Annotated in this window: 13 protein-coding genes and 1 pseudogene; 12 read left to right on the forward strand and 2 right to left on the reverse strand. The window is 65.9% G+C overall.

Annotated features, from left to right (window positions below; translation table 11 throughout):
• Positions 1–288 (forward strand): annotated as a pseudogene (locus EX20_RS00005) (dihydrolipoyl dehydrogenase); the annotation flags it as partial.
• Between the two features lie 198 nt (positions 289–486).
• Here the strand turns inward: EX20_RS00005 and EX20_RS00010 are convergent.
• Positions 487–1,053, reverse strand: a complete 567-nt coding sequence (locus EX20_RS00010) for a phasin family protein (protein ID WP_011885423.1) — start codon at positions 1,051–1,053, stop codon at positions 487–489.
• 653 nt (positions 1,054–1,706) lie between these two features.
• On the opposite strand from EX20_RS00010, the gene pbpG reads away from it, so the two are divergent.
• Positions 1,707–2,858, forward strand: coding sequence for a D-alanyl-D-alanine endopeptidase (gene pbpG / locus EX20_RS00015; protein WP_011885421.1), 1,152 nt, complete (start codon positions 1,707–1,709; stop codon positions 2,856–2,858).
• A gap of 103 nt (positions 2,859–2,961) precedes the next feature.
• On the opposite strand, the gene EX20_RS00020 is transcribed toward pbpG, so the two are convergent.
• Positions 2,962–3,771: an IclR family transcriptional regulator gene (locus tag EX20_RS00020; protein ID WP_011885420.1), complete on the reverse strand. Its 810-nt coding sequence runs from the start codon at positions 3,769–3,771 to the stop codon at positions 2,962–2,964.
• A 194-nt stretch (positions 3,772–3,965) separates the two neighbouring features.
• On the opposite strand from EX20_RS00020, the gene EX20_RS00025 reads away from it, so the two are divergent.
• The 10 genes from EX20_RS00025 (at position 3,966) to hscA (ending at position 12,440) form a co-directional block, all read left to right on the forward strand.
• On the forward strand, positions 3,966–4,688 hold the full coding sequence (locus EX20_RS00025; RefSeq protein ID WP_034192426.1) for a (Fe-S)-binding protein: 723 nt from the start codon (positions 3,966–3,968) through the stop codon (positions 4,686–4,688).
• A 34-nt stretch (positions 4,689–4,722) separates the two neighbouring features.
• Positions 4,723–6,135: a lactate utilization protein B gene (locus EX20_RS00030; RefSeq protein WP_034192427.1), complete on the forward strand. Its 1,413-nt coding sequence runs from the start codon at positions 4,723–4,725 to the stop codon at positions 6,133–6,135.
• 127 nt (positions 6,136–6,262) lie between these two features.
• Complete coding sequence (locus tag EX20_RS00035; protein WP_014723283.1) at positions 6,263–6,490, forward strand: hypothetical protein; 228 nt, start codon at positions 6,263–6,265, stop codon at positions 6,488–6,490.
• 101 nt (positions 6,491–6,591) lie between these two features.
• Complete coding sequence (locus tag EX20_RS00040) at positions 6,592–7,074, forward strand: low molecular weight protein-tyrosine-phosphatase (protein WP_034192428.1); 483 nt, start codon at positions 6,592–6,594, stop codon at positions 7,072–7,074.
• A gap of 117 nt (positions 7,075–7,191) precedes the next feature.
• Positions 7,192–7,731 carry a Fe-S cluster assembly transcriptional regulator IscR gene (iscR, locus tag EX20_RS00045; protein WP_011885415.1) on the forward strand — a complete coding sequence of 180 codons (540 nt, stop codon included), beginning with the start codon at positions 7,192–7,194 and terminating at the stop codon, positions 7,729–7,731.
• Positions 7,732–7,804: 73 nt separating this feature from the next.
• Positions 7,805–9,028, forward strand: coding sequence for an IscS subfamily cysteine desulfurase (locus tag EX20_RS00050; RefSeq protein WP_034192429.1), 1,224 nt, complete (start codon positions 7,805–7,807; stop codon positions 9,026–9,028).
• Between the two features lie 68 nt (positions 9,029–9,096).
• Positions 9,097–9,504 carry a Fe-S cluster assembly scaffold IscU gene (gene iscU / locus EX20_RS00055; protein ID WP_009691729.1) on the forward strand — a complete coding sequence of 136 codons (408 nt, stop codon included), beginning with the start codon at positions 9,097–9,099 and terminating at the stop codon, positions 9,502–9,504.
• Positions 9,505–9,568: 64 nt separating this feature from the next.
• Positions 9,569–9,892, forward strand: a complete 324-nt coding sequence (gene iscA, locus EX20_RS00060) for an iron-sulfur cluster assembly protein IscA (protein WP_011885413.1) — start codon at positions 9,569–9,571, stop codon at positions 9,890–9,892.
• Between the two features lie 97 nt (positions 9,893–9,989).
• A complete protein-coding gene (gene hscB, locus EX20_RS00065; protein ID WP_011885412.1) occupies positions 9,990–10,517 on the forward strand; it encodes a Fe-S protein assembly co-chaperone HscB in 528 nt (175 codons plus the stop codon).
• Positions 10,518–10,571: 54 nt separating this feature from the next.
• Positions 10,572–12,440, forward strand: coding sequence for a Fe-S protein assembly chaperone HscA (hscA, locus tag EX20_RS00070; RefSeq protein ID WP_011885411.1), 1,869 nt, complete (start codon positions 10,572–10,574; stop codon positions 12,438–12,440).
• The last annotated feature ends 78 nt before the right edge of the window (positions 12,441–12,518 follow it).

Here is a 12,518-nt window from a genome sequence, read left to right on the forward strand (position 1 = left end):
GTGTTCCCGTGGGCCGCATCGGGCCGCGCGATCGCGAACGGCCGCGACGAAGGCTTCACGAAGCTGATCTTCGACGAGGCAACCCATCGCGTGATCGGCGGCGGCATCGTCGGCCTGAACGCGGGCGACCTGATCAGCGAAGTGTGTCTCGCAGTCGAAATGGGCGCGGACGCGGAAGACATCGGCAAGACGATTCACCCGCACCCGACGCTCGGCGAATCGGTCGGCATGGCCGCCGAATTGTATGAAGGCGTCTGCACGGACTTGCCGCCGCAACGCAAGAAGTGACGCAGCCTTAACGACCGGCCTCGCGCCGGTCGCGAAAAAACGCCGCCGTCCGGTCGTACCGGGCGGCGGCGTTTTGTTTTGTTCTGTCTCGTGCGGGCGCAGCGTCACGCCAACGCCGAACGCGGGCACACGCGCGAATCCGCTGCCGAAAATGAAAAAGGCCGCGCACTGCGCGGCCTTTCCCGGAGCAGCTGACGCTTACGCGGCCGGCTTGCTCGAACGGCGCGATGCGGCGGCGGTCGCAGCCTTCGTCGCGACTGCAGCAGCGGCGTTGAAGTTCGTCTCGGCGATCTCGACGGCTTGCTTCGCAGCCTTCTGGACCGTTTCGTACGTGGTGTTCGCTGCGTTCAGCGCCGACTTCAGCGCGGCAACCGCGGTTTCCGAACCGGCCGGCGCGTTCTTCGCGACGTTGTCGACGAGCGCCTGGACCTTCTTGTTCTGCTCGTCGAATTGCGCTTCGGCAACCTTCGCGAACTCGGCTTGCGTAGCCGACGCGATTTCATACAGGTGACGGCTGTACGACAGCACCTTCTCGGCAACCGGCTGCGACAGGCTTGCCTGCAGCGCGATCAGCTCCTGCGCGTCCTTAACCGACAGCAGGCGCTGTGCGTTTTCCTGGCTTTCCGTCAGCGTCGACTTCACGACCTGCAGGTTCAGTTCGATCAGCTTTTCGACGCCTTCGAACGCCTTGGTCGTCAGACCGAACAGGCTTTCGAGATTGGCTTTCTGTGCGGCGGCGATTTGCTCGGGGGTCAGCAAGGACATGTCAAGCTCCTGAAAAGCGATCGCGTCGATCGCAGGGATAAAGGGCACTACGACGGGGAACTTCGTGTTGACGTGCTTTGTGCAACGCAACAATGAGTCCTATTTTAGGGCACAGAAAAGTCTTGTCAAGCACTTTTTGTGCATTGCACAATGGGGACAAATTATCTATAAAACAACGAGTTAACTCGCCCGTCCGGAACCGATTTCAGTCGCAATCCCACATGTTGCGCGGCCTGCCCCGGCAGCGCGCAGTGCACCATCGGCAAGCACAGGTAAACCTGACAGGCACCTGGAACGTTATGCTTCTGTTCCGGTCGAAAAGCGCGTCGTTTCGATGCGTACCATGGCGACGTGCCGCCGCCGTGGTTGAAACCGATGCCATTGGCCCGCCGAGCGCCGGATCCGTACTTTCCCCGCTTTAATTTGTCGCCAAAGTGACGTTATCTCAATTAACCGTGTGGTTATCGGGAGGCGGGTACTGTCGGGCAGCGCGGCCCATGAATTTTTTCGATGGGGGCGGGAGGATCGATCGACGCATCATGGTCGACCCTTACATTCCGGTTTAAAGACGATCGGTAAGTGCCTAATATTGCTCTTTTTTTCAGCTTTAACTACACTTGCGGAAACCTCCCGCCCGCTTTGTCCAGACCCCAATGAAAGCCGAATCGTTTTCACCGCGCAGATTGTTGCAGAGCATGACGCTCGGCACGGCTGTGTCGGTCGCCGTCGCGTTGCTCGCGACTGCCGCGACCGTCGCGCCCGCTGACGCCGTCGCCGCCACTGCGAAGACCCACCAGGCCGCCAAGAAAGCCGCTTCCGCTTCGTCCGCGAAGAAGAAGACGGTGAAGGCCGCCTCCGCCAAATCCGCGAACGTCGCGTCGGCCGAAGCGCCGCGCGCCACGCGCAAGCGGGCGACGCTCGCGGCCAACGTGCGCGGCCATCACGGCGCGGTGCGCAAGGTCGCGTTCCAGCCGCGCCGTCCGACGGTCGGCCAGGCATTCGGCCTGCACGACACGCCCGACGCGCTCGCGCTGCGCTCGAGCGTCGCGTACGTCGTCGACCAGAACACCGGCGAGCCGCTGTTCGACAAGAATTCGCACGCCGTCGTGCCGATCGCGTCGATCTCGAAGCTGATGACCGCGATGGTCGTGCTCGACTCGAAGGCGCCGATGACCGACCAGATCGAGGTCACCGACGAAGACCGCGACTACGAGAAGGGCACGGGCTCGCGCCTGTCGGTCGGCTCGGTCCTGTCGCGCGAGGACATGCTGCACATCGCGCTGATGGCATCGGAGAACCGTGCCGCCGCGGCGCTGTCGCGCTATTACCCGGGCGGCCGCCCGGCGTTCATCGCGGCGATGAACGCGAAGGCGAAGTCGCTCGGCATGAACGACACGCACTTCGAGAATTCGACGGGCCTGTCGAGCTCGAACGTGTCGAGCGCGCGCGACCTCGTCAAGATGGTCAACGCCGCGTACCAGTATCCGCTGATCCGCCAGTTCTCGACCGACCGTACGTACGACGTGAACACGGGCAAGCGCACGCTGGTCTACAACAGCACGAACGCGCTGATTCGCGGCAATGGCTCGTGGGACATCGGCCTGCAGAAGACGGGCTTCATCAACGAAGCCGGCGAGTGTCTGGTGATGCAGGCGACGATCCACGGCCGCCCGATGGTGATGGTGCTGCTCGATTCGTTCGGCAAGTATTCGCGCTTTGCCGACGCGTCGCGCCTGCGCAACTGGCTCGACGCCGGCGGCGGCGAGCGGCTCACGGCAGCCAATACGCCGAACGGCGGCACCTGATCGCGCTGCGGCGGCCGGCCCGCCGCACCGATGTCCCAACAACGAAAAAGCCCCGCGATGCAATCGCGGGGCTTTTTCGTTGCAGCCGTCGGCGCGGCGCGGATTACGCCTGCCGCTGCAGTCCTTCCGTCTCTTTCGCGGGCGCCGGGCGGTAGCCGAGCGCCTCGGAGATCGTCAGCGCGGTGCGGCTCAACTGGCCGAGCCACGCGTCCTGCAGGCGATCGGCCGGGGCCGACAGCGACAGGCCGGCCACCAGCTTGCCCGAGTCGTCGTAGATGCCCGCGGCGATGCAGCGCACGCCGAGTTCCAGCTCTTCGTTGTCGCGCGCGCACGATTGCTGGCGCACGATGGCCAGCTCGCGTTCGAGCTTCGCGATGTCGGTAATGCTGTTCTGCGTGTGGCCGGACAGCCCGGTGCGCGTCGCATAGGCGCGCACGCGCGCGGTTTCGTCGGCGGCGAGAAACAGCTTGCCGACCGACGTCAGGTGCAGCGGCGCGCGGCCGCCGATCGCGCGGACCACCTGCATCCCCGAGCGCTCCGAGTAGGCGCGCTCGATGTAGACGATTTCGTCGCCTTGGCGCACCGACAGGTTCACCGTCTGGCCGGTGAGGCGATGCAGCTCGCGCATCGGCATCAGCGCGGCGTCGCGTACCGACAGCCGCGCCTTCACCAGGTTGCCGAGCTCGAGCAGCCGCATGCCGAGCCGGTAGGTGCCGGGGTCGGAGCGGTCGACGAGGCGGCAGGTCACCATGTCGTTGAGAATGCGGTGCGCGGTCGACGGATGCAGTTCCGTGCGTTGCGCGAGTTCCTTCAGACTGACGGGGTCGCTGTGCGCGGCGAGCGCGTCCAGCAGCCGCATCATCCGTTCGATCACCTGGATCGAGGTTTTGGAATCCGGGGTGGGTTGGGTCATATCGGCGGAAAAATCGGCGGAGAATCGGTTGACGCATCAAGCGGGTTGCGTCGATTGTATCTCGTATCGTGAAAAAAGCGAACGCCGTTCGAGGAACCCCTCGTTTCCGGCGGGCCGGTTACGGCGTGCGCGCCGGCGTTGGTCTTGCCGGCCAAACGGCGGATAATGAGACCCGTTTTCTCGAAGGAGCACGTATGCGAGTCGGTTTGTTCGTGACCTGTCTGGTCGATCTGATGCGTCCGGAAGTCGGTTTTTCGGCGCTGAAACTGATTCGCGAAGCCGGCTACGAGGTGTTCGTGCCGCCTGCGCAAACCTGCTGCGGGCAGCCGGCGTACAACTCCGGCGACCGCGCGCTCGCGCGCGACCTCGCTGAGAAGACGCTGCGCGAGTTCGAGCAGTTCGATTACGTGGTCGCGCCGTCGGGTTCGTGCGGCGGAATGATCCGCGCGCATTACGGCGACCTGTTCCGCGACGATCCCGAACTGATGGCGCGCTACGGGCGACTCCAGCAGAAGGTCTACGAACTCACCGATTTTCTCGCGAACGTCGCGAAGGTCACGCTCGCGCCCGGCGAATTCACCGGCCCCGTCACCTATCACGACTCGTGCTCCGGCCTGCGCGAGCTCGGCGTCAAGGCGCAGCCGCGCGCGCTGCTCGCGCAGCGCGGCGTGGCGATCAACGAGATGAAGGACTGCGAGCACTGCTGCGGATTCGGCGGCACGTTCTCGGTCAAGTACGGCGACATTTCGGCGGCCATCGCGGACGAAAAATGCGCGAACGTGCGCGCGTCCGGCGCCGGCGCGGTCGTGCTCGGCGATCTCGGCTGCATGCTGAACATCGAAGGGCGGTTGCGCCGCACCGGCGACCGCGACACGCGCGTGCTGCACATCGCGCAAGTGCTGGCGGGCGACGTCTGACGCCCGGTTCCGCTCACTTTTTCCCGATCCCGCGATGCAAGTCCAATCGATGCATTTCAAGGCGCGCGCCGGCCAGAAACTCGCCGACCAGCGTCTGCAGCAGAACCTGAAGAAGCTGTCGACGAAATTCGTGTCGGCGCGCGCCGACGCGATGACCGCGATCGACTTCCCGGCCACGCGCGCCGCGCTGAAGGCGCGCCGCAACCGTGCGCTCGAGAATCTCGACGTGTGGCTCGAGGCGTTCGAGCGCGAGGCGACGCGGCGCGGCACGACGGTGCTGTACGCCGAAACGACCACGGACGCCGCGCGGCTCGTCGCCGACATCGCGCGCCGGCACGACGTCAAAAAGGTCATCAAGACGAAGTCGATGGTGTCCGAGGAGATGCGTCTGAACGCGGTGCTCGCCGAGATGGGCGTGCAGTCGATCGAGACGGATCTCGGCGAATACATCCTGCAGATCAACGACAACGAGCCGCCGAGCCACATCATCGCGCCCGTCGTGCACAAGGACAAGGACGAGATTGCCGACCTGTTCGCGCGCACGCACCAGCGCGAGCGGCTGACCGAGATCACCGACATGACGCGCGAGGCGCGCGACGTGCTGCGTCCGCATTTCATGTCGGCCGACATGGGCGTGACGGGCGGCAACTTCGTGATCGCCGAGACGGGTTCGGTCGCGGTCGTCACGAACGAAGGCAACGAAGGGATGTGTACGGTGATGCCGCGCGTGCACGTCGCGGTGACCGGCATCGAGAAGGTGCTCCCGACGCTCGAGGATCTCGCGACCGCGATGCGCCTGCTGCCGCGTTCGGCCACCGGGCAGAAGACCTCGAACTATTTCTCGCTGCTCACCGGCCCGCGCGGCCCCGGCGACGAGGACGGCCCCGAGCACAACTACGTGGTGCTCGTCGACGGCGGCCGCACGGGGCTGATCGGCGGCGAATTCCAGGAGATGCTGCGCTGCATCCGCTGCGGCGCGTGCATGAACCACTGTCCGGTCTACCAGAAGGTCGGCGGCCACGCGTACGGCTGGGTCTATCCGGGCCCGATGGGCTCGGTGCTGACGCCGAGCTACGTCGGCATCGATCGCGCGCTCGACCTGCCGCAGGCCGCGACGCTGTGCGGCGAATGCGACAGCGTGTGCCCGGCCGGCATCCCGCTGTCGCACCTGCTGCGCACGTTGCGCGAGAAGCAGGTGGAGCGCCATCTGCGGCCGTGGCGCGAGCGCGCGGGGCTCGCCGCGTGGGGCTTCTTCGCGCGGCGCCCGATGTTGTACGCGCTGACGACCAAGCTCGCGGTGCGCATCCTCGAGCGCCTGGGCGGCAGCGGCGGGACGCTGCGCCGCCTGCCGATGATGGGCGGCTGGATGGACACCCGCGACATGCCGACGCCGACCGGCCGCACGTTCCGCGAACTGTACGCCGCGTCGCAAAGCCATCTCGGCTGAGGACTGTTCATCGAGCGACAACAGTGCGTTCGCTATTCGCATATTTATCTTGATAGATGCGGTCTATAGAATCTTGCTTATCGTCACCGAAACCGGGTTTCGGGACATCAGGTCAAGGAGCCGCATCATGAGAAAGACAATATCGATGTACTGGCCGCTGGCAATCGTCGTTCCGCTCGCCGCGGCCGCCTATCTGCACGCAATGAGCGACGAACCGTCGCGGGGCCCGCTCGCCGTGCATCAGGCGTCGGCGGAACTCGCGCGCGCCGTGTCGTTCGGCCTGGTCGACGACGCCGCGAAGCCGATCTCGGGCGCGTCCGGCGACGCGATGCTCGCCGCGCCGAAGGCGCTGTAGGACAGGCGGCCGGCGCTTTGCGCCGCGGCGCGATTTCGTGCGCCTTTGTATAATGGCGCGTTCCTCTCCGACGCGGCTTGCCGCGGCTTTCCGATAGTGCGATGACCCGCGTTGCGATCTGTTTCGTTTGTCTGGGCAATATCTGCCGTTCGCCCACCGCGGAAGGCGTGATGCGTCATCAGATCGACGCGGCCGGGCTGGCCGATCGGATCGCGGTCGATTCGGCCGGCACCGGCGACTGGCACGTCGGCGAGCCGCCCGACACGCGCGCACAGGCGGCCGCCCGCACGCGCGGCTACGATCTTTCGGCATTGCGCGCGCGGCAGGTGAGCGCGGCCGACTTCGAAGCGTTCGACCTGCTGCTCGCGATGGACGAAGCCAATCTCGCGGAACTGCGCCGGCGCTGCCCGCCCCGGCATCGCGACAAGGTGCGGCTGCTGATGGAATTCGCGCCGGGCGCGACCGTCGCCGAAGTGGCCGATCCTTACTTCGGCGGCGCACACGGCTTCGAACAGGTGCTCGATCAGGTCGAACACGCCTGCGCGGGCCTGCTCGACACGCTGCGTCGCGACGTCGCACGCTGAAGCGCGACCCGTATTCAGCGTTCTGCGAATACCCTTTCGAAGACATGGATACTTGACTAAAAACGTCAAATATTTATACTTGACCAAAATCGTCAAGATTGCAGTCCCCTAGACACCATGAGACTCACCACCAAAGGCCGTTTCGCCGTCACGGCGATGATTGACTTGGCACTGCGCCAGGAGCAGGGCCCGGTGACGCTTGCAGGCATCAGCCAGCGCCAGCGGATTTCGCTCTCGTATCTCGAACAGCTGTTCGGCAAGCTGCGCAGGCATGAAATCGTCGAATCCGTGCGCGGCCCGGGCGGCGGCTACAACCTCGCGCGCCGCGCGCAGGACGTCACCGTCGCCGACATCATCATCGCGGTCGACGAACCGCTCGACGCGACGCAATGCGGCGGCAAGGGCGCGTGCGACGGCTCGAAGCAGCCCGACGGTCATTGCATGACGCACGAGCTGTGGTCGACGCTGAACCAGAAGATGGTCGAGTACCTCGATTCGGTTTCGCTGCAGGATCTCGTCGATCAGCAGCGCGCCCGCGAGGGCGCGCCGGCCGTGCTGCGTGACCGGCGTACGCCCGAGCCGGCCGCCGCGCCGGCCGAGCCGGTTCGCACGATGCCGCTCGGCCCGAATTCGGTGTTCAACATCGCGAGTTCGTGAGCGTCGTACACCACCGCGCACCCCGCACACCCATAACGCACATAGTCCCTGCACAGAATCCCCGGAGCGACAGATGACCCAACAGACCCTCCACCTGCCCATCTACATGGATTACAGCGCGACGACGCCGGTCGATCCGCGTGTGGTCGACAAGATGGTGCCGTACCTGCGCGAGCGGTTCGGCAACCCGGCGTCGCGCAGCCACGCCTACGGCTGGGACGCGGAGCACGCGGTCGAGGAAGCGCGCGAGCAGGTGGCTGCGCTCGTGAATGCGGACCCGCGCGAGATCATCTGGACGTCGGGCGCCACGGAGTCGGACAACCTCGCGATCAAGGGCGCCGCGCACTTCTACAAGGGCAAGGGCAAGCACATCATCACGGTGAAGACCGAGCACAAGGCCGTGCTCGACACCTGCCGCGAACTCGAGCGCGAGGGCTTCGAGGTCACCTATCTCGACGTGAAGGAAGACGGTCTGCTCGACCTCGACGTGTTCAAGGCCGCGCTGCGCCCGGACACGATCCTCGTGTCGGTGATGCACGTGAACAACGAGATCGGCGTGATCCAGGACATCGCGACGATCGGTGAGATCTGCCGCGAGAAGGGCATCGTGTTCCACGTCGACGCCGCGCAGTCGACCGGCAAGGTCGAGATCGACCTCGCGAAGCTGAAGGTCGACCTGATGTCGTTCTCGGCGCACAAGACCTACGGCCCGAAGGGCATCGGTGCGCTGTACGTGCGCCGCAAGCCGCGCGTGCGCATCGAAGCGCAGATGCACGGCGGCGGCCACGAGCGCGGCATGCGTTCGGGCACGCTGGCGACGCACCAGATCGTCGGCATGGGCGAAGCGTTCCGCATCGCGCGCGAAGAAATGGCGACCGAGAACGAGCGCATCCGGATGCTGCGCGACAAGCTGCTGCGCGGCCTGTCGCAGATCGAGGAAACCTACGTGAACGGCGACATGGAGCACCGTGTGCCGCACAACCTGAACATCAGCTTCAACTTCGTCGAAGGCGAGTCGCTGATCATGGCGATCAAGGACGTCGCGGTGTCGTCGGGCTCGGCGTGCACGTCGGCGTCGCTCGAGCCGTCGTACGTGCTGCGTGCGCTCGGCCGCAACGACGAACTCGCGCACAGCTCGATCCGCTTCACGGTCGGCCGCTTCACGACGGAAGAGGAAGTCGACTTCGTGATCGATCTGCTGAACGGCAAGATCGCGAAGCTGCGCGAGCTGTCGCCGCTCTGGGAAATGCACCAGGAAGGCATCGATCTGTCGACGATCGAATGGGCTGCACACTGAACACCGCATTGCATACATTCGCGCGCGGATTTACGCACGCAGACGTAACGAGTCAAGGAGTCTGAGTCATGTCATACAGCAACAAGGTTCTGGATCACTACGAAAACCCGCGTAACGTCGGTTCGTTCGCGAAAGACGACGACGCGGTCGGCACCGGCATGGTCGGCGCGCCCGCCTGCGGCGACGTGATGAAGCTGCAGATCCGCGTCGGCGCGGACGGCGTGATCGAAGACGCGAAGTTCAAGACCTACGGCTGCGGTTCGGCCATCGCATCGAGCTCGCTCGTGACCGAATGGGTGAAGGGCAAGACGCTCGACGAGGCGCTCTCGATCAAGAACACGCAGATCGCCGAAGAACTGGCGCTGCCGCCGGTGAAGATTCACTGCTCCATCCTCGCGGAAGACGCGATCAAGGCAGCCGTGGCCGACTACAAGAAGCGCCACGACACCAAGGAAGGCGATCAGGCAGCAGCCTGAGCGGCAACGAGCGGCTTGTGAAGGAACCGGGTGCGCGCTGGCCGCGCACCGCGGCAAGGACATCATGGCAATTACACTGACCGAAAAAGCAGCACAGCACGTCCAGAAATACCTCGTCCGGCGCGGCAAGGGTGTTGGCCTGCGGCTTGGCGTTCGCACGACCGGGTGCTCGGGGCTCGCGTACAAGCTCGAGTATGTCGACGAGCTGGCCCCCGAGGATCAGGTGTTCGAGAGCCATGGCGTGAAGGTCGTCGTCGATCCGAAGAGCCTCGCGTACATCGACGGCACCGAGCTCGACTTCGCGCGCGAAGGTCTGAACGAAGGGTTCAAGTTCAACAACCCGAACGTGAAGGACGAGTGCGGGTGCGGCGAATCGTTCCGCGTGTGACGACGCGGGTTTCCGCGCAATGCGGGCAAGAGGCGGCACGAGCCGCCTTTTTAATGTGCGGCGTTCGCCGCGCAACGAACCGGAATTGAACGCGACGATGGTTTCGCTGAAAGACAGCCACTTCGACCTGTTTCACCTGCCGGCGCAATTCGCGCTCGACGACGCGGCGCTCGACGACGCGTATCGCACGGTGCAGACGCAGGTGCATCCGGACCGCTTTGCAGCGGCGGGCGACGCGCAAAAGCGCATCGCGATGCAATGGGCGACCCGTGCGAACGAGGCGTACCGCACGCTGCGCGATCCGCTGCAGCGCGCGAGCTATCTGCTGTCGCTGCGCGGCGTCGACATCGGCGCGGAAAACAACACCGCGATGGAGCCCGCGTTCCTGATGCAGCAGATGGAATGGCGCGAAGGCATCGAGGATGCCGCGGCCGCGCGCAACGTCGACGCGCTCGACGCGCTGCTCGCCGAGCTGCGCGACGAAAAGCGCGTGCGCATCGAGCGCCTCGGCACGCTGCTCGACAGCGGCGCCGACCAGGCCGCCGCCGAGGCCGTGCGCCAGCTGATGTTCATCGAACGGGTCGCGTCGGAAGTCGGCGCGCAGATCGAGCGTCTCGAAACTTAACCGCGTGCCTCGCGGCACGCGCAGCAAACGGGCCGAGCGCCCGAACGAACCAAGATGGCTTTACTGCAAATTTCCGAACCGGGCATGGCGCCGGCGCCGCACCAGCGGCGGCTTGCCGTCGGCATCGATCTCGGCACGACGAATTCGCTCGTCGCCGCCGTGCGCAACAGCGTGCCCGAAGTGCTGCCGGACGAAGCGGGCCGCGTCCTGCTGCCGTCGGTGGTGCGCTACCTGGAGAAGGGCGGCCGCCGCATCGGCTACGAAGCGAAGGAGCAGGCCGCGACCGATCCGCGCAACACCATCGTGTCGGTCAAGCGCTTCATGGGCCGCGGCAAGGCCGAGGTCGAAGGCGGGGCGAACGCGCCGTATGAATTCGTCGACGCACCGGGGATGGTGCAGATCCGCACGATCGACGGCGTGAAGAGCCCGGTCGAAGTGTCGGCCGAGATTCTCGCGACGCTGCGCTACCGGGCCGAGGACACGCTCGGCGACGAGCTGGTCGGCGCGGTCATCACGGTGCCCGCGTATTTCGACGACGCGCAGCGCCAGGCGACCAAGGACGCCGCGCGCCTCGCCGGTCTGAACGTGCTGCGCCTGCTGAACGAACCGACCGCGGCCGCGATCGCCTACGGCCTCGACAATGGGTCGGAAGGCCTCTATGCGGTGTACGACCTGGGCGGCGGCACGTTCGACCTGTCGATCCTGAAGCTGACCAAGGGCGTGTTCGAAGTGCTCGCCGCGGGCGGCGATTCCGCGCTCGGCGGCGACGATTTCGATCACGCGCTGTTCGGCCACGTGCTCGCGCAGGCCGGCATCGACGCGCACACGCTCGCGCCCGAGGACGTGCGGCTGCTGCTCGATCGCGTGCGGGTGGTGAAGGAGGCGTTGTCGTCGGCGCCGCACGCGTCGCTCGATGTGACGCTGTCGAGCGGCGCGCATCTCGTGCAGACGATTTCGCACGACACGTTCGCCGCGCTGGTCGAGCCGCTGGTGCAGCGCACGCTGACGCCGACCCGCAAGGCGCTGCGCGACGCGCAGGTGAGCCCGGCCGACATCAAGGGCGTCGTGCTGGTCGGCGGCGCGACGCGCATGCCGGTGATCCGCGCGGCCGTGGAGCAGTTTTTCGGCCAGCCGCCGCTCGTCAACCTCGATCCCGATCAGGTCGTCGCGCTCGGCGCGGCGATTCAGGCCGATCTGCTGGCCGGCAATCGAGGCAACGGCGACGACTGGCTGCTGCTCGACGTGATCCCGCTGTCGCTCGGCGTCGAGACGATGGGCGGCCTCGTCGAGAAGATCATTCCGCGCAATTCGACGATTCCGATCGCGCGCGCGCAGGAATTCACGACCTTCAAGGACGGCCAGACCGCGATGGCGATCCACGTCGTGCAGGGCGAGCGCGAACTCGTCGCCGACTGCCGGTCGCTCGCGCGTTTCGAGCTGCGCGGCATCCCGCCGATGACGGCCGGTGCGGCGCGCATCCGCGTGACCTATCAGGTCGACGCGGACGGCCTGCTGTCGGTGTTCGCGCGCGAACAGCTGTCGGGCGTCGAGGCGTCGGTCGTCGTAAAGCCATCGTACGGCCTCGCCGACGACGATATCGCCAAGATGCTCGAGGACAGCTTCAAGACCGCCGAGATCGACATGCGTGCGCGCGCGCTGCGCGAAGCGCAGGTCGAGGCCGAGCGGATGATCGAGGCGACGCAGGCGGCGCTCGCGGCCGACGGCGAATTGCTCGACGCGGACGAGCGCGAGCAGGTCGACGCGCTCGTCGCGGCGCTGCGCACGATCGCCGCGGGCGACGACGCCCACGCGATCGAAACCGCGACCAAGGCGCTCGCCGACGGCACCGACGAATTCGCGGCGCGCCGCATGGACAAGAGCATCAAGCGTGCGCTGTCCGGCCGGCGGCTCGACGAGATCTGAACGAACCGCACCGGCCCGGCGACGGCCGGTGCGATATTGAACCGTGCGGCGCGAGCCGCCGCACCTTGACTGACGGAA

This window comes from Burkholderia sp. WP42, from assembly GCF_000745665.1.
Taxonomy (GTDB): Bacteria; Pseudomonadota; Gammaproteobacteria; order Burkholderiales; family Burkholderiaceae; genus Burkholderia; species Burkholderia vietnamiensis.